Raw genomic sequence first — 14,948 nt, 5'->3', positions numbered from 1 at the left:
GGACAGGAGCGGTCGTAGTATGCTGCTCCGGTTGCCCGGGGCTGTCCCGGGCCGTCCCACGGCACCACCGGTCCTCCTTCAATGCACTTGGACGGGCGACGGCGCCGCCGGGATTTATCCGTTAGTGCATCTGAAGTCTTTGGAGTGACCCGTGGCTGCCAACTGCGACGTCTGCGGCAAGGGGCCGGGCTTCGGCAACAACATCTCGCACTCGCACCGCCGTACTCGCCGTCGTTGGAACCCCAACATCCAGACGGTGCGTGCCGTGGTCGGTCGGACGCCGAAGCGCCTCAACGTCTGCACCTCGTGCATCAAGGCCGGCAAGGTCGCGCGCTGACGCATAGGACGTCGTAGCGCAGCCTTGCGGCTGCCGGAGCCGGTCCACCCTCGGGTGGACCGGCTTTCTGCTGTGACCTCCCACACGTCGGCCGGCGGGATCCGTCAGCGCTGCCGCCAGGCATGGTCCACGGGGCCGATGCCGCCGCCCAGCGGGAAGCCGGCCGCGATGGCGCCGGTGACGTACTCCTTGGCGGCGTGGGCCGCCTCCGGGACGTCCAGTCCCCGGGCGAGGAACGAGGCGACGGCCGAGGCCAGGGTGCAGCCGGTGCCGTGGGTGTGGCGGTTGTCATGCCGCGGGCCGCGCAGCCAGTGCTCGCTGCTGCCGTCGGTGAGCAGGTCGACGGCGTCGCCGCTGAGGTGGCCGCCCTTGATCAGGGCCCAGCGGGGCCCGCACTTGAGGACGGCGGCCGCGGCCTCGCGCATGGCCGGCTCGCCGTCCACGACGACGCCCGTGATCTGGCGCACCTCGTCAAGGTTGGGGGTGGCGACGGTGGCCAGCGGCAACAGCCGGGTCCTGACGACCTCGACGGCGTCGGCGGCGAGCAGCGGGTCGCCGTGCTTGGAGACACCGACCGGGTCGACGACCACGGGGACGTCGAGCGGGGCGAGGAGTTCGGCGACGGCGGTGACGAGCCCGGCCGAGGCGAGCATCCCGGTCTTGACCGCCTGCACGCCAATGTCGTCCACCACGCTGCGGAACTGGGCCCGTACGGCCTCCACGGGCAGTTCCCAGGCGCCCTGGACGCCCAGCGAGTTCTGCGCCGTGACGGCCGTGACCACGCTCATCCCGTGGACGCCGAGGGCGAGCATGGTCTTCAGGTCGGCCTGGATGCCCGCGCCGCCGCCGGAGTCGGAGCCGGCGACGGTGAGCACGCGCGGTGGAATCGTCATGGGGCGAATCTAGTCGCCGCCGTCACTCGGCCCCGAAGTGGTCCCATCCGCCGGCCTTGTCCCAGGGAGCGCCGTCCACGGTGACCTGGGGCGCCGTGGTGGCCTTCACCACCCGGCCGATGACCCGCCAGCGGGCGGGCAGCTTCGTGTCCGGGGGGAAGGCGGCGACTATCGCGTGGTCCTCTCCCCCGGTCAGCACCCAGTGCAGCGGGTCGACCCCGACGGCCTGGCCGATGTCGGCCATCTGCGCCGGGACGTCGATGTCGGCGGAGGAGAGGTCGATGGCGACCCCGCTGGCGGCGGCAATGTGGCCGAGGTCGGCGACGAGCCCGTCGCTGACGTCGGTCATGGCCGTCGCGCCGAGTTCCGCGGCGGCGGGACCGGCGTGGTACGGCGGTTCGGGGCGGCGGTGGGCCTCGACGAAGGCGCGCGGGGAGCGGAACCCCCGGGAGAGGACGGCGAGTCCCGCCGCGGACCAGCCCAGCCAGCCCGTGACGGCGACGACGTCGCCGGGCCGGGCACCGGATCGGGTGATGGGTTCGCGGTCGCGCAGGTCACCCAGTGCGGTGATGGAGAGCATGATCGTGTCGCCGCGGACGACGTCGCCGCCGACCACGGCCGCGCCGGCCACCTGGCACTCGTCCCGGATGCCGTCCATCAGCTCGACCGGCCAGGTCACCGGCAGGTCGGCCGGGACGACCAGGGCGAGCAGCACCGCGGTCGGCACGGCGCCCATGGCGGCGATGTCGGCGAGGTTCTGCGCGGCGGCCTTGCGGCCCACGTCGTAGGCGGTGGACCAGTCGCGGCGGAAGTGCCGCCCCTCCACGAGCGCGTCGGTGGTGGCCACCACCCGCCGGTCCGGGGCCGCCACCACGGCGGCGTCGTCACCCGGTCCGAGCCGGACGGCGGGGCTGGAGGTGAGCCGGGCGGTCAACTCCCTGATGAGCCCGAACTCCCCCAGTTCGCCCACGGTGCCCTTCATCTGACTGTCCCCTTCACCTGGCCGGTCCCCTTCTGTGTGCGCTTGCGCGGCGGCTTCGGCACGGCCGGTACCGCGCGGGTCTCCCCGCGGCATGCGGCGACGCGGTACCGTGACGTTCCCTCCCACATGATCCTCGTAGCCGCCCTGGAGGTTCCGTGGTACAGGCGTACATTCTGATCCAGACCGAGGTAGGGAAGGCCTCGGCAGTAGCGGAGGTGATCTCCAAGATTTCCGGGGTCATCCAGGCCGAGGACGTCACCGGCCCGTACGACGTGATCGTGCGCGCCCAGGCCGACACGGTCGACGACCTGGGGCGCCTCGTGGTGGCGAAGGTGCAGCAGGTCGAGGGGATCACCCGCACCCTGACCTGTCCGGTCGTCCATCTGTAGGCCCCCTGTAGGCTCGGCGGGTGATGTACCGCCGGGTAGCGCTAGTCTCCGTGTCCGCCGCCGCGTGCGTGTCCGCGGCGGCGGTCTGGATCTCCGCCTCCGGCGGTGACGCGGGCGGGGTCGCCGTTCCGTCGCCCTCCGCCTCCGCCGCCCGGATGTGCGGCGCGCTCCACGACGCGCTGCCGGGCAAGGTCGACGGCCTGTCGAAGCGGTCGGTGCGTCCCGTCTCCGACCTCACCGCCGGTTGGGGGGATCCTACGGTGGTGCTGCGCTGCGGCGTGCCGCGACCCGAGATGCTGACCCCGGGCAACCCGTCGTACAACCCCACCGCGGACGCGGTGGAGGTCAACGGCGTCAGCTGGCTCGTCGAGCCGACCGGCGACGGCTACCGCTTCACGACGACCGGCCGCAAGGCCTTCGTCGAGGTGACGGTACCCGCCCGGTATGCGCCCGAGGTCAATCCGCTGACCGACCTCGGGCACGCGGTGGAGACGACGATCCCCTCCGAGCTCTGACGCACCGGGGGTAAGGCTCCCGTCCGGTCGGGCTCAGCGCAGGCCGGTGGAGCGCCGCAGCGCGGCCTGGATCAGCCGGTCCACCAGTTCCGCGTAGCCGACGCCGCTCTCCCGCCACATGCGCGGGTACATGGAGATCGGCGTGAAGCCCGGCATCGTGTTGATCTCGTTGATCACGAACTCGCCGTCCTCCTGCAGGAAGAAGTCCGCGCGGACCAGGCCCTCGCAGGAGGCCGCGTCGAAGGCGGCCACGGCGAGCCGCTGCACCTCGGCGGTCTGCTCCGGGGTCAGCGGCGCGGGGACGACGCCCTCGGCGGAGTCGATGTACTTCGCCTCGAAGTCGTAGAAGTCGTGCGCGGTGACCGGCGGGATCTCGGCGGGCACCGACGCGCGGGGACCGTCCTCGAACTCCAGGACACCGCATTCGATCTCGCGGCCCCGCAGCAGCGACTCCACGAGCACCTTGGGGTCGTGCCGTCGGGCCTCCTCGATCGCCTCGTCCAGGCCGGCGAGGTCGTTGACCTTGCTGATGCCCATCGAGGACCCGGCGCGGGCGGGCTTGACGAAGACCGGCCAGCCGTGGTCGGCGGCGAATTCGACGACCTTCGCGCGGGCCGCGGCCGGGTCGTTCTCCCACTCGCGGGGGCGGATGACGACGTACGGGCCGACCGGCAGGCCGAAGGAGACGAAGACCCGCTTCATGTACTCCTTGTCCATGCCGACGGCGGAGGCGAGCACGCCGGAGCCGACGTAGGGCACGCCGGAGAGCTCCAGCAGCCCCTGGAGGGTGCCGTCCTCGCCGTACGGGCCGTGCAGCATGGGGAAGACGACGTCGACGTCGCCGAGGACCTTGGGCACCGAGCCGGGCTCGCTGTAGACGACCTCGCGGCTGGCCGGGTCCACCGGCAGCACCACCGAGCCGTCGGAGGACTCGGCGAGCTGCTCGACGCTCGGCAGCGCCCGGTCGGCGATCGCCATCCGGGACGGGTCGTCGGCGGTGAGCGCCCAACGGCCGTCGGTGGTGATCCCGATCGGCAGCACGTCGTACTTGTCGCGGTCGATCGCGCTGAGTACGGCGCCTGCGGTGACGACCGAGATGGCGTGCTCGGAGCTGCGTCCGCCGAAGACGACCGCGACGCGCGGCTTGCGGGAAGAAGGCTGAATGCTCATGTCGCGTTGACCTTACCGTTCCGGACGTCAGCGTTCCGACTTGGCGGAGCGCGACATCAGCTCCTTGACCGCGACGACCGGCTGCTTCCCGTTGTGCACGATGTCGACGACGGTCTCGGTGATGGGCATGTCGACGCCGTGCCGGCGGGCCAGGTCGAGGACCGACTCGCAGGACTTGACGCCCTCGGCGGTCTGCCGGGTGACCGCGATGGTCTCCTGCAGCGTCATGCCCTGGCCCAGGTTGAAACCGAAGGTGTGGTTGCGGGACAGCGGCGAGGAGCAGGTCGCGACCAGGTCGCCCAGGCCCGCGAGACCGGAGAAGGTCAGCGGGTCGGCACCGAGCGCGATGCCGAGCCGGGTGGTCTCGGCCAGGCCGCGCGTGATCAGCGATCCCTTGGTGTTGTCGCCCAGGCCCATGCCGTCGGCGATGCCGACCGCCAGGCCGATCACGTTCTTCACCGCGCCGCCGAGTTCGCAGCCGACCACGTCGGTGTTGGTGTACGGGCGGAAGTACGCGGTGTGGCTGGCGGCCTGCAGCCGCTTGGCGACGGCCTCGTCGCGGCAGGCGACGACGCTGGCGGCGGGCTGCCGCGCGGCGATCTCCTTGGCCAGGTTGGGGCCGGACAGCACGGCGACGCGCTCCGGGCCCGCCTTGGCGACCTCCTCGATGACCTCGCTCATCCGCTTGGCCGTGCCGAGTTCGACGCCCTTCATCAGGCTGACCAGCACCGAGTCGCGGGGCAGCAGCGACTGCCACTCGGCCAGGTTGCCGCGGAGCGTCTGCGACGGTACGGAGAGGATCACGAACTCCGCGTCCCGGGCGGCCTCGGCGGGGTCGGTGGTGGCGGTGATCGTCGCGGGCAGCTCGGTACCGGGGAGGTAGAACGGGTTGCTGCGCGTGTTGTTGACGGCCTCGACGACCTCGGGGCGGCGGCCCCACATGGTCACCTGGGCGCCGGCGTCCGCGAGCACCATCGCGAAGGCGGTGCCCCAGGAGCCCGCGCCGTAGACCGCGCAGCGCGTCGTCACTTGGTGGTCCCCTTCTGCTTGCGCGGGTCGAAGCGCTCGGCGGGCGGTGTCTGACCGCGCAGTTCGCCCAGCAGCTCGCTGACCGCGGCCATGATGGTGTCGGTGGCGTCCCTGAGCACCTCGGCGTTGGCCTCCTGGCCGTGGAAGGCCGACAGGTCCACCGGCGGTCCGGCGACGACCCGCAGCGTCCTGCGCGGGAAGAGGCGGACCTTCTTGTCCTTGGCGTACGGCGGCATGACCTCGTTGGCGCCCCACTGGGCGACCGGGATCACGGGGGCCTTGGTCATCAGCGCGACCCGGGCCACGCCGGTCTTGCCCACCATCGGCCACATCTCGGGGTCGCGGGTCAGCGTGCCCTCCGGGTAGAAGGCGACGCACTCGCCGGAGTTGATGGCGTCCACCGCGGCGCGGAAGGCGTTGGCGGCGTCGGTGCTCTCCCGGTACACGGGGATCTGGCCGGTGCCGCGCAGGATCGCGCCGACGAAGGCGGGCTTGAACAGCGGCGCCTTCGCCAGGAAGCGCGGGACCCGTCCGGTGTTGTACTGGAAATGCGCGTACGACAGGGGGTCGAGGTACGAGTTGTGGTTGACCGCCGTGATGAATCCGCCCTGGACCGGAATGTGCTCCATTCCACGCCAGTCCCGCTTGAAGAGAACGACGAGCGGCGGTTTGGCGATGACGGCTGCGAGCCGGTACCAGAAGCCGATTCTGCGGCGGGACACCAGAACTCCTCCTCGTTCCGCCGCCGGCCCGGGATCACCGGACCGCGGCCTGCTGTGGTCGGCGGCACCGTACGGCCGGTGCGGCCGCACAAGTGTCGCCGGAAGGGCCACCGTAACGCCAGGGCGAAGGCCCTCGGGGGGCGCGCCCCCGGCGCGGGCGCCGGGCCGGGGAGCCAGGGCACGTGCCAGGGAGATCGTGCACCCGGAGGCGGGCCGCCGGGAAGGGGGGTTGGGGCAGGGTGGCGGTGGGCCCGTGGGACCCGAGCACAATAGTTCGGTGTCGCCACCCGTGGAATGGTCGCTCGTCGTCCCGCTGAAGCCGCTGGCCGCCGCCAAGAGCCGCCTCGCGGAGGCCGTCGGCCCCGTGCGGCCCGGGCTGGCACTGGCCTTCGCGCAGGACACGGTGGCCGCCGCGCTGGCCTGCGCGGTGGTACGAAACGTGACGGTCGTCACCGATGACCCGCTCGCCGGGGCCGCGCTGGCGGCCCTGGGGGCGCGCGTCGTGCCGGACTCGCCGGCGGCCGGCCTCAACGCCGCGCTGCGGCACGGCGCCGAAGCGGTCCGCCGGCACCACCCCACCGCCGCCGTGGCGGCCCTGAACGCCGATCTCCCGGCCTTGCGGCCCGCCGAACTGGCCACGGTGCTCCGCGCGGCCGCGCGGCGCCCAGGGCGGTCGTTTCTGGCCGACGCGGCCGGAATCGGCACCACGCTGCTGGCGGCCACCGCGGGAACCGCCCTCGCGCCGGCCTTCGGGGGGCCCTCGCGGGCTCGCCACCGGGCCTCCGGCGCCCGTGAGATCGCCCTGCCGGACGTGGACTCCGTGCGCCGGGACGTCGATACGGGCGAGGACCTGGCCGCCGCCCTGCTGCTGGGCGCCGGGCCGCACACGCGGGCGCTGCTGCTGCCGGGACTTCGGGCGGCGCCGCAGGACGGTTCCCCCGCACCCGGCCCGGCCGGGTGCCCGGCCGCGGGGGCACCGGCCCCGGGCGGCGGTGCCCGATAGGCTGAGGCCCATGCAGGCCACCGCGTACACCTACGACCCCGAGACCCGTGCCGGCAGCGTGCTGCTGGACGACGGGACGCCGCTGCCGTTCGACGCGGCGGCGTTCGACGCCGGGGGCCTGCGGCTGCTGCGGCCCGGTCAACGGGTACGGATCCACACGGAGGGCAGCGGGGACGGGCGCCGGGTGGTGTTCGTGACGCTGCAGACCTTCCCCGACCCGGGGGCCTGAGCACACGACGACGCGGGCCGGGTACCCCTGACCCAGGGGTACCCGGCCCGTCGGCGTGTACGGGGCCGCGGAATCGTTACCGCTTCGCGGCCCGCTTGGTGGCGGTCTTCCGGGCCGCCGACTTGGCGGGCGCTTTCTTGGCCGGGGCGGTCTTCTTGGCGGTCGCCTTCTTCGCCGTGGTCTTCTTGGCGGTCGCCTTCTTCGCCGTGGTCGCCTTGGCCGCGGTGGTCTTCTTGGCCGTGGTCTTGGCGGCGGTGGTCTTCTTGGCCGTGGCCGCCTTGGTGGCGGCCTTCTTCGCCGTGGTCTTCTTCGCGGCGGCCTTCTTGGTGGTGGCCTTGGCGGTGACGCCTCCGCTCAGGCTGCCCTTGGGCGCCTTCTTGACGGAGACCTCTCCCATCTTGGGGAGCTTCTTCGACCCGCTGACCAGGTCCTTGAAGCCCTGACCGGCGCGGAAGCGCGGGACGGAGGTCTTCTTGACCCGGACCCGCTCCCCGGTCTGGGGGTTGCGGGCGTAGCGGGCGGGACGCTCCACCTTCTCGAACGAGCCGAAGCCGGTGACCGAGACCCGGTCCCCGCTGACCGTCGCACGGACGATCGCGTCCAGGACGGCGTCGACCGCGTCCGCGGCCTGCTGACGGCCGCCGAGCTTGTCGGCAATCGCTTCAACGAGCTGCGCCTTGTTCACGTCTTCCCCTTCGGAAACTTGCCCGGCGATGAAGTTCGGGCTTTTTCGCACGCTAGGCGGATATATACCGCAAATCAAATACGAAACGGGCGAATCACCCTTGTGCCGCAACGAACTCGGGGCTCAGGAAGACCTTTGATCGGGGAATCGGCCTTCGTCGAGGTCCTTCATCAGTTCCTCCAGACGCCTTGCCGCACCCGCGAGATCGTGCTTCGCGGCCGCGGTGATGACGAGCAGCCGCCGGGCCAACTGCATCCTGACGTCCTCCGGCACTTGCAGACCCGCCACCCGGGTGTGGGCCTGCTTCAACCTGGCAGCGAGGAACCCGTACAGCTCGAGTTGGCCATCGTGTTCCATGTGCCGATTGTGTCATCTGCGGTGAGTTGTCACGAGGTGTGGAGCCGAACACGCCGCAGCGCCCCCCGCCCGGTGGGGGCGGGGGGCGCTGCGGAGGTGGGGCCGGCGGGCGGCCGCGGGGGCCGCCGGACCGCTCAGACCTGCAGGGTCTGCGGCTTGTAGGAGGGGCGCTCGGCCTCGTAGGCGGCGATGTCGGCCTCGTTCTTCAGGGTGAGGCTGATGTCGTCCAGGCCGTTGAGCAGCCTCCAGCGGGCGTTGTCGTCCAGCTCGAAGGGGGCGGTGACGTCTCCGGCGCGGACCTCGCGGTCCTGGAGGTCGACGGTGATCTCGACGGTGGGGTCGGCCTCGGTCAGCTGCCAGAGCTCCTCGACCGTCTCCTGCGGCAGGATCACGGTGAGCAGGCCGTTCTTCAACGAGTTGCCGCGGAAGATGTCCGCGAAGCGGGACGAGATGACGGCCTTGAAACCGTAGTTCTGCAAGGCCCACACCGCGTGCTCGCGGGAGGAGCCGGTGCCGAAGTCCGGGCCGGCGACCAGGACGGTGGCGCCCTGGCGCTCGGGCCGGTTGAGCACGAACTCGGGGTCCTTGCGCCAGGCCTCGAACAGGCCGTCCTCGAAGCCGTTGCGGGTGACCTTCTTCAGCCAGTGGGCCGGGATGATCTGGTCCGTGTCGGCGTTGCTGCGACGCAGCGGCACGGCGCGCCCGGTGTGCGTGGTGAAAGCTTCCATGGTTCTCAGGCCTCCAGGACGGCTGCGCCGGGCAGATCGGCGGGGGACGAGAGGCGGCCGGTGACCGCGGTCGCGGCCGCGACCTGCGGCGACACCAGGTGGGTGCGGCCGCCCTTGCCCTGCCGTCCCTCGAAGTTGCGGTTGGAGGTGGACGCGGAGCGCTCACCGGGGGCCAGTTGGTCGGGGTTCATGCCCAGGCACATCGAGCAGCCCGCGTGCCGCCACTCGGCGCCGGCCTCCTTGAAGACCTTGTCCAGGCCCTCCTCCACGGCCTGCAGCGCGACCCGGACCGAGCCGGGCACCACCAGCATCCGCACGCCGTCGGCGATCTTGCGGCCCTTGACGACGGAGGCGGCGGAGCGCAGGTCCTCGATGCGGCCGTTGGTGCAGGAGCCGACGAAGACGGTGTCGACCTTCACCTCGCGCAGTGGCGTACCGGGCTCCAGGGCCATGTACTCCAGGGCCTTCTCGGCGGCCAGCCGGTCGCTGGGGTCCTCGAAACCGGCCGGGTCCGGCACGGCGGCGCTCAGCGGGGCGCCCTGGCCGGGGTTGGTGCCCCAGGTGACGAACGGGGACAGCTCGGAGGCGTCGATGACGACCTCGTGGTCGAAGACGGCGTCCTCGTCGGTCCTGAGCGTCTCCCAGTAGGCGACCGCGGCGTCCCAGTCCTCGCCCTGCGGGGCGTGCGGACGGCCCTGCAGGTAGTCGAAGGTGGTCCGGTCCGGGGCGATCATGCCGGCCCGGGCACCCGCCTCGATCGACATGTTGCAGATGGTCATCCGGGCCTCCATCGAGAGCTTCTCGATGGCCGAGCCGCGGTACTCGATGACGTATCCCTGGCCGCCGCCGGTGCCGATCCTGGTGATGATCGCCAGGATCAGGTCCTTGGCGGTGACGCCGTCGGGCAGCTCGCCGTCGACGGTGATCGCCATGGTCCGGAACGGGGCCAGCGGCAGGGTCTGGGTGGCCAGCACGTGCTCGACCTGGCTGGTGCCGATGCCGAACGCCAGCGCGCCGAAGGCGCCGTGGGTGGAGGTGTGGCTGTCGCCGCAGACGACGGTCATGCCCGGCTGGGTCAGGCCCAGCTGCGGACCGACGACGTGCACCACGCCCTGCTCGACGTCACCCAGCGGGTGCAGCCGCACCCCGAACTCGGCGCAGTTCTTGCGCAGCGTCTCCAGCTGCGTGCGCGAGACCGGGTCGGCGATCGGCTTGTCGATGTCGAGGGTGGGGGTGTTGTGGTCCTCGGTCGCGATGGTGAGGTCCAGCCTGCGGACCTGGCGGCCGTTCATCCGCAGACCGTCGAAGGCCTGCGGGCTGGTGACCTCGTGGAGCAGGTGCAGGTCGATGAAGAGGAGGTCGGGCTCGCCCTCGGCGCGCCGTACGACGTGATCCTCCCAGACCTTTTCCGCGAGTGTCCTTGCCATCGCATTCCCTCCGACCGGCCGCTCTGCCGGCCTGTTCGTCGTTGCCCTGCGTGTCCGCGCCCTTGTGGGGAGTGGCCGCAGCGGCCCTGTGCATTCCAGCGTGCCGCGTCCACCGGAAAATTGAACTTGCGTTTCACAGAGTGAGACGGGAGTATCGTTGCATGGACAACAGTAGTGGCGTCGGCGTTCTCGACAAGGCGGCTCTGGTGCTCAGCGCGCTGGAGTCCGGCCCGGCCACCCTGGCCGGGCTCGTGGGCGCCACGGGTCTCGCCCGCCCCACCGCACACCGCCTGGCCGTCGCCCTGGAACACCACCGGATGGTTGCCCGCGACATGCAGGGGCGCTTCATCCTCGGTCCGAGGCTGTCCGAACTCGCCGCCGCGGCGGGCGAGGACCGACTGCTGGCCACCGCCGGTCCGGTGCTCACGCACCTGCGGGACGTGACCGGCGAGAGCGCCCAGCTCTACCGTCGCCAGGGCGACACCCGCATCTGCGTGGCCGCCGCCGAGCGGCTGTCCGGACTGCGGGACACCGTCCCCGTCGGCTCCACGTTGCCGATGAAGGCGGGTTCGGCGGCCCAGGTCCTGCTCGCCTGGGAGGAGCCGGAGCGGCTCCACCGCGGTCTGCAGGGGGCCCGCTTCACCGCCACCGCGCTCTCCGGTGTGCGGCGCCGCGGCTGGGCGCAGTCGATCGGCGAGCGTGAACCCGGCGTGGCCTCCGTCTCGGCCCCGGTGCGCGGCCCGTCCAACCGCGTGGTGGCGGCGGTGTCCGTCTCCGGTCCGATCGAGCGGCTCACCCGTCACCCCGGGCGCATGCACGCCCAGGCCGTCGTGGACGCCGCGGCCCGGCTGTCGGAGTCGCTGCGCCGCAGCAGCTGAGCCGGCGCCGGCCTCAGGCCGCCCGCTCCTCACCCGCCTTCAGCCGCTGGGCCGCCGTCTCGCCCCGGCGTCCCACCGGGACCACGCCCGTCGCGGCACCCAGCCCGAAGGCGGGCATGTCGACGTAGACGGACTCGTAGGCGCCCGCCGGCGCCGCGTACGTCTCGTGCCAGAAGCCCACCCTGCCCTTGCCGGCCCGCGCGCGGCGGTTGAACGCCGCCCACGCGGGCCGGTGCTGCTTGTCCTGCTGCGAGGCGTACGTGAAGAGCTGCTCCGTGGACCTCCAGTACTGGACGACGTAGATCACCCGGGGCCCGCCGAACAGCAGCCGGTACCCGAGGAACCCGCTCCCGTCGTCCTGCGACAGCTCCCGCAGCATGCGGGGCATCGCACGGAAGACCGGCAGCCAGCTGCCGAGGGACCGGAAGCGGTTGATCCGCATCCCGATGAGGAACACCACGATGCCTCCCTCGGCGGCGGCGGTGTTGCGGCCCGGAATCACCTGCGCGGACATGAGGAACCCCTGTCGGTCGTGTTGGATAGTGGCACTATCCATGCTTAGATAGTGCCACTATCCGATGGAGGGCGCAAGGGAATGCGACTGGCGGAGTTGAGCGAACGCAGCGGCGTGGCGACGGCCACGATCAAGTACTACCTGCGCGAGGGCCTGCTCCCGCCCGGCCGCCGCGTGACGGCCACGCAGGCCGAGTACGGGGAGGACCACCTACGCCGGCTGCGGTTCGTCCGGGCACTGATCCAGGTCGGCAAGGTGCCGGTGACCACCGCCCGCGAGGTGCTCGCCGCGGTGGAGGACGAGTCTCTCGGCCGGCACACGCGGCTCGGCGCCGCCACCTTCGTCCTGCCGCACGGCCCGGAGCCCGACGAGGACGACCCGGCGACCGGAACGGCCCGCCGCGAGGTGGACCGGTTGATGGCCGAACTCGGCTGGCGCTACGGCAGCGAGGAGTACGGCCCCTCCCCCGCGTACCGGATGCTCGTCACGGCGGTCGCCGCCCTGACCCGCCTCGGATACCCCAGCAGCGCACGGCACTTGGCGCCGTACGCGCGGCTCGCCGCCCAACAGGCCGTCCACGACCTGGATCTGGTCGAGACGTACGACACCCCGCTCGAACAGGCGGCGGCCGCGGTGACGCTCACCGTGCTCTACGAACCCGTGCTGCTGGGCTTGCGCCGGCTCGCCGAGGCGGAGGAGTCCCGGCGCCGCTTCGGAGTTGAGTGACCCGGAACGCCGGGAAGGTGCCGGGCGGGGGCCGGGACCGGCGGAAACGGGAGAGGCCCCCCGCCGAAGCGGAGGGCCTCTCCCTGATGTACCCCCGACCGGATTCGAACCGGCGCTACCGCCTTGAGAGGGCGGCGTGCTAGGCCGCTACACAACGGGGGCAAGTCTTCAGGAAATACGCTGGGGTACCAGGACTCGAACCTAGACTAAATGAACCAGAATCACTCGTGCTGCCAATTACACCATACCCCATGGTGTGTCAAGTACCCCCGACCGGATTCGAACCGGCGCTACCGCCTTGAGAGGGCGGCGTGCTAGGCCGCTACACAACGGGGGCCCTAGCGATCCCTGCGAGAGAGATCCGTACCCCCGACCGGATTCGAACCGGCGCTACTGCCTTGAGAGGGCAGCGTGCTAGGCCGCTACACAACGGGGGCTTTGCAGAAGATCTGCGCTGGGGTACCAGGACTCGAACCTAGACTAACTGAACCAGAATCAGTCGTGCTGCCAATTACACCATACCCCACCAAAACTCAACCCCCCGCAGGGGGTTTTGTTTGGCCGCGCTTCCCGTGCCGGCCTTTTCGGCCCGCCCGGGCGGCGCAGGAAGAACATTACCCGATCGGTGACGGGGCTCCAAAACGAGTATCCGCCGCCAGAAGTGCGGGCAGCTCCCCGAGCCCGGTGATCCGGCGCAGGTCCGGCGCGGTGACGGAACCCGTACGGTCCAGCCACACCCCGTACAGGCCCGCCGCGTCCGCGCCGCGCGCGTCGGTGTCGGCCTTGTCGCCCACGTAGGCGACCTCCTCCGGCGGCAGCCCGAGCGCCCGGCACGCTCCGAGGAAGGCCTCCGGCGCGGGCTTGGCGTGCCCGAGTTCCTGCGAGCACACCAGGCACTCGAAGCGGTCGCGGATCCCGAGCCGGGACAGCTTGCGCTCCTGGTGGGTGGTGCTGGAGTTGGACAGCAGACCGTGCCGGTACCGCGGGGTGAGGGCGTCCAGCGCCGGCAGGACGTCGGGGAAGACCGCCCAGGCGGCCTCGAAGTGCACGTAGTACGCCGCGAACCACGCGTCGGCCTCGGTGTCGGGCACGGACGGACCCAGGAGGGCCCGGACGCGCTCCCTGCGGTGCTCGGTGAAGGTCAGTTCCCCGGTGAGGAAGCGCGCGTAGTGCGTCTCCATCACCTCGCGCCAGGTGTGCAGCGCCCGTTCCTCGCCGCCGAACGCACCGAGCAGACCCTCGGCCTGGAGGTGACGCAGCGCGCCGGACCGCTCGGCACCGGAGTAGTCGAAGATCGTGTCGTCGATGTCCCAGAGCACGGCGCGGATCGGCATATGCCGACTCTAGCCCGGTACTCCGTCCGGGGTGCCGGGGGCCGGCGGCCACCCCGTGAACAGCGTCCGGCGGCTCTCGAAACGGCGTGCCTCGCCCGTCACGGGGTCCTCGAACTCCAGCGCCCGGGCCAGCAGCCGCAGCGGACGGGAGAAGTCGCCGGGCGCGGCGGGCGGCAGGACGTGCGGGTAGACGGGGTCGCCGAGGATCGGCAGACCCAGGCCGTTCATGTGCACCCGCAACTGGTGGGTACGGCCGGTCTCGGGGCGGAGCCGGTAGCGCGCGAGTCCGTCGCGGTGGTCCAGCAGTTCCACGTGGCTGCGGGCGTTGGGCTCGCCGGGGACCTCGCGGGCCGCCATCTCACCGCGTTCCTTCACGATCCGGCTCTCCACCGTGCGCGGCAGCACCAGGGCGGGGTCGTGCCGGGCCACGGCCTCGTACTCCTTGCGCACCAGCCGGTCGCGGAAGATCGTCTGGTAGGCGCCGCGCAGCTCGGGGCGGACGACGAACATCACCACGCCCGCCGTCAGCCGGTCGAGCCGGTGGGCCGGGCTGAGCTCGGGCAGCGCGAGGTCGTGGCGCAGCCGGGTCAGCGCCGTCTGCACGACGTGGGCGCCGCGCGGCATGGTGGCGAGGAAGTGCGGCTTGTCGACGACGAGCAGCCGGTCGTCGTGGTGGAGCACCTCGATCGCGAAGGGCACCGGGACCTCCTCCGGCAGCTCCCGGTGGAACCAGACGTGGCCGCCCGGGTGGTAGGCGGCGTCGGGTGCGAGCGGGCCGTCGGCGCCGTGCACCTCCCCCGCCGCGAACATGGCGTCCACCCGTTCCGGGGGAACCGCCGTGCCGAAGCGTTCCACCAGGTGGTCGCGGACCGTCGTCCAGGTGCCGGTGCCGGGCAGCCGGACGCGTACGGGATCGACCCCGCGGCGCTGGGGCAGCGGGGGTACCGGGGGCCTGGTCCTGCGGCGCACGAGGTGGTCCGGGAGGCGTGCCGCCCCGGGCGCCTGGTGGAGGGCCCGGGGCGGTTCGGCG

Annotated in this window: 19 protein-coding genes and 5 tRNA genes; 7 read left to right on the top strand and 17 right to left on the bottom strand. The window is 71.9% G+C overall.

From position 1 onward, the window contains the following. Positions 1-151 precede the first annotated feature (151 nt). Positions 152-337: a 50S ribosomal protein L28 gene (gene rpmB, locus ABZ479_RS34155; protein ID WP_014628431.1), complete on the top strand. Its 186-nt coding sequence runs from the start codon at positions 152-154 to the stop codon at positions 335-337. A 104-nt stretch (positions 338-441) separates the two neighbouring features. Here the strand turns inward: rpmB and thiD are convergent, their stop codons facing one another. Both thiD and ABZ479_RS34145 read right to left on the bottom strand, forming a co-directional pair. Further along, on the bottom strand, positions 442-1,230 hold the full coding sequence (gene thiD, locus ABZ479_RS34150) for a bifunctional hydroxymethylpyrimidine kinase/phosphomethylpyrimidine kinase (protein WP_499602216.1): 789 nt from the start codon (positions 1,228-1,230) through the stop codon (positions 442-444). 22 nt (positions 1,231-1,252) lie between these two features. Further along, positions 1,253-2,212 (bottom strand): thiamine-phosphate kinase, encoded by a 960-nt coding sequence (locus tag ABZ479_RS34145; RefSeq protein WP_499602217.1) that lies wholly within the window; start codon positions 2,210-2,212, stop codon positions 1,253-1,255. Positions 2,213-2,367: 155 nt separating this feature from the next. Here ABZ479_RS34145 and ABZ479_RS34140 point away from each other — a divergent pair, with 155 nt between their 5' ends. Together ABZ479_RS34140 and ABZ479_RS34135 are read left to right on the top strand one after the other, a co-directional pair. Next, positions 2,368-2,601: an Lrp/AsnC family transcriptional regulator gene (locus tag ABZ479_RS34140; protein ID WP_018562083.1), complete on the top strand. Its 234-nt coding sequence runs from the start codon at positions 2,368-2,370 to the stop codon at positions 2,599-2,601. A 50-nt stretch (positions 2,602-2,651) separates the two neighbouring features. Next, positions 2,652-3,116: a DUF3515 domain-containing protein gene (locus tag ABZ479_RS34135; protein ID WP_500465169.1), complete on the top strand. Its 465-nt coding sequence runs from the start codon at positions 2,652-2,654 to the stop codon at positions 3,114-3,116. 33 nt (positions 3,117-3,149) lie between these two features. Here ABZ479_RS34135 and ABZ479_RS34130 read toward each other — a convergent pair whose 3' ends face one another. From ABZ479_RS34130 to ABZ479_RS34120, 3 genes are read right to left on the bottom strand one after another with little or no spacing between them, the layout of a single operon-like run. Then, the gene (locus tag ABZ479_RS34130) at positions 3,150-4,286 is read right to left on the bottom strand and encodes a D-alanine--D-alanine ligase family protein (protein WP_500465168.1); all 1,137 of its coding nucleotides are present in this window, start codon (positions 4,284-4,286) and stop codon (positions 3,150-3,152) included. A 27-nt stretch (positions 4,287-4,313) separates the two neighbouring features. After that, positions 4,314-5,261, bottom strand: coding sequence for an NAD(P)H-dependent glycerol-3-phosphate dehydrogenase (locus ABZ479_RS34125; RefSeq protein ID WP_500465194.1), 948 nt, complete (start codon positions 5,259-5,261; stop codon positions 4,314-4,316). Positions 5,262-5,311: 50 nt separating this feature from the next. Continuing rightward, entirely contained in the window at positions 5,312-6,037 is a 726-nt protein-coding gene (locus tag ABZ479_RS34120) for a lysophospholipid acyltransferase family protein (protein ID WP_500465167.1), read from the bottom strand. Between the two features lie 289 nt (positions 6,038-6,326). Here ABZ479_RS34120 and cofC point away from each other — a divergent pair, with 289 nt between their 5' ends. Together cofC and ABZ479_RS34110 are read left to right on the top strand one after the other, a co-directional pair. Then, on the top strand, positions 6,327-7,040 hold the full coding sequence (gene cofC / locus ABZ479_RS34115; RefSeq protein WP_500465193.1) for a 2-phospho-L-lactate guanylyltransferase: 714 nt from the start codon (positions 6,327-6,329) through the stop codon (positions 7,038-7,040). Positions 7,041-7,050: 10 nt separating this feature from the next. Next, positions 7,051-7,269 carry a hypothetical protein gene (locus tag ABZ479_RS34110; protein ID WP_500465166.1) on the top strand — a complete coding sequence of 73 codons (219 nt, stop codon included), beginning with the start codon at positions 7,051-7,053 and terminating at the stop codon, positions 7,267-7,269. Positions 7,270-7,345: 76 nt separating this feature from the next. Here the strand turns inward: ABZ479_RS34110 and ABZ479_RS34105 are convergent, their stop codons facing one another. The 4 genes from ABZ479_RS34105 to leuC form a co-directional block, all read right to left on the bottom strand. After that, positions 7,346-7,954 (bottom strand): HU family DNA-binding protein, encoded by a 609-nt coding sequence (locus tag ABZ479_RS34105; protein WP_500465165.1) that lies wholly within the window; start codon positions 7,952-7,954, stop codon positions 7,346-7,348. A 123-nt stretch (positions 7,955-8,077) separates the two neighbouring features. Next, the gene (locus ABZ479_RS34100) at positions 8,078-8,311 is read right to left on the bottom strand and encodes an SCO5555 family protein (protein ID WP_329185541.1); all 234 of its coding nucleotides are present in this window, start codon (positions 8,309-8,311) and stop codon (positions 8,078-8,080) included. 134 nt (positions 8,312-8,445) lie between these two features. Continuing rightward, entirely contained in the window at positions 8,446-9,039 is a 594-nt protein-coding gene (leuD, locus tag ABZ479_RS34095; protein WP_500465164.1) for a 3-isopropylmalate dehydratase small subunit, read from the bottom strand. A gap of 5 nt (positions 9,040-9,044) precedes the next feature. Then, positions 9,045-10,466 (bottom strand): 3-isopropylmalate dehydratase large subunit, encoded by a 1,422-nt coding sequence (leuC, locus tag ABZ479_RS34090; protein WP_500465163.1) that lies wholly within the window; start codon positions 10,464-10,466, stop codon positions 9,045-9,047. A gap of 161 nt (positions 10,467-10,627) precedes the next feature. On the opposite strand from leuC, the gene ndgR reads away from it, so the two are divergent. Beyond that, positions 10,628-11,344, top strand: a complete 717-nt coding sequence (gene ndgR, locus ABZ479_RS34085; protein ID WP_499602225.1) for an IclR family transcriptional regulator NdgR — start codon at positions 10,628-10,630, stop codon at positions 11,342-11,344. 13 nt (positions 11,345-11,357) lie between these two features. On the opposite strand, the gene ABZ479_RS34080 is transcribed toward ndgR, so the two are convergent. After that, on the bottom strand, positions 11,358-11,858 hold the full coding sequence (locus ABZ479_RS34080) for a DUF4188 domain-containing protein (RefSeq protein ID WP_500465162.1): 501 nt from the start codon (positions 11,856-11,858) through the stop codon (positions 11,358-11,360). Positions 11,859-11,939: 81 nt separating this feature from the next. On the opposite strand from ABZ479_RS34080, the gene ABZ479_RS34075 reads away from it, so the two are divergent. Beyond that, entirely contained in the window at positions 11,940-12,584 is a 645-nt protein-coding gene (locus tag ABZ479_RS34075) for a MerR family transcriptional regulator (RefSeq protein ID WP_500465161.1), read from the top strand. Positions 12,585-12,673: 89 nt separating this feature from the next. Here ABZ479_RS34075 and ABZ479_RS34070 read toward each other — a convergent pair. The 7 genes from ABZ479_RS34070 to ABZ479_RS34040 all read right to left on the bottom strand — a co-directional run bounded on the left by ABZ479_RS34070 (position 12,674) and on the right by ABZ479_RS34040 (position 14,887). After that, positions 12,674-12,746, bottom strand: a tRNA-Glu gene (locus ABZ479_RS34070). A gap of 18 nt (positions 12,747-12,764) precedes the next feature. Continuing rightward, positions 12,765-12,836, bottom strand: a tRNA-Gln gene (locus tag ABZ479_RS34065). Between the two features lie 12 nt (positions 12,837-12,848). Continuing rightward, positions 12,849-12,921 (bottom strand) — tRNA-Glu (locus ABZ479_RS34060). A gap of 27 nt (positions 12,922-12,948) precedes the next feature. Continuing rightward, positions 12,949-13,021, bottom strand: a tRNA-Glu gene (locus ABZ479_RS34055). 17 nt (positions 13,022-13,038) lie between these two features. Further along, positions 13,039-13,110, bottom strand: a tRNA-Gln gene (locus ABZ479_RS34050). A gap of 88 nt (positions 13,111-13,198) precedes the next feature. Beyond that, positions 13,199-13,918, bottom strand: coding sequence for an HAD family hydrolase (locus ABZ479_RS34045; RefSeq protein WP_500465160.1), 720 nt, complete (start codon positions 13,916-13,918; stop codon positions 13,199-13,201). Between the two features lie 9 nt (positions 13,919-13,927). Continuing rightward, the gene (locus ABZ479_RS34040) at positions 13,928-14,887 is read right to left on the bottom strand and encodes a pseudouridine synthase (protein WP_500465159.1); all 960 of its coding nucleotides are present in this window, start codon (positions 14,885-14,887) and stop codon (positions 13,928-13,930) included. Between the last annotated feature and the right edge of the window lie 61 nt (positions 14,888-14,948).

The sequence above is a fragment of the Streptomyces sp. NPDC005722 genome (assembly GCF_040630935.1).
GTDB lineage: Bacteria > Actinomycetota > Actinomycetes > Streptomycetales > Streptomycetaceae > Actinacidiphila.
The sequence above is the reverse complement of the archived record's forward strand: the minus strand, read 5'-3'. Positions and strand labels throughout refer to the sequence as shown.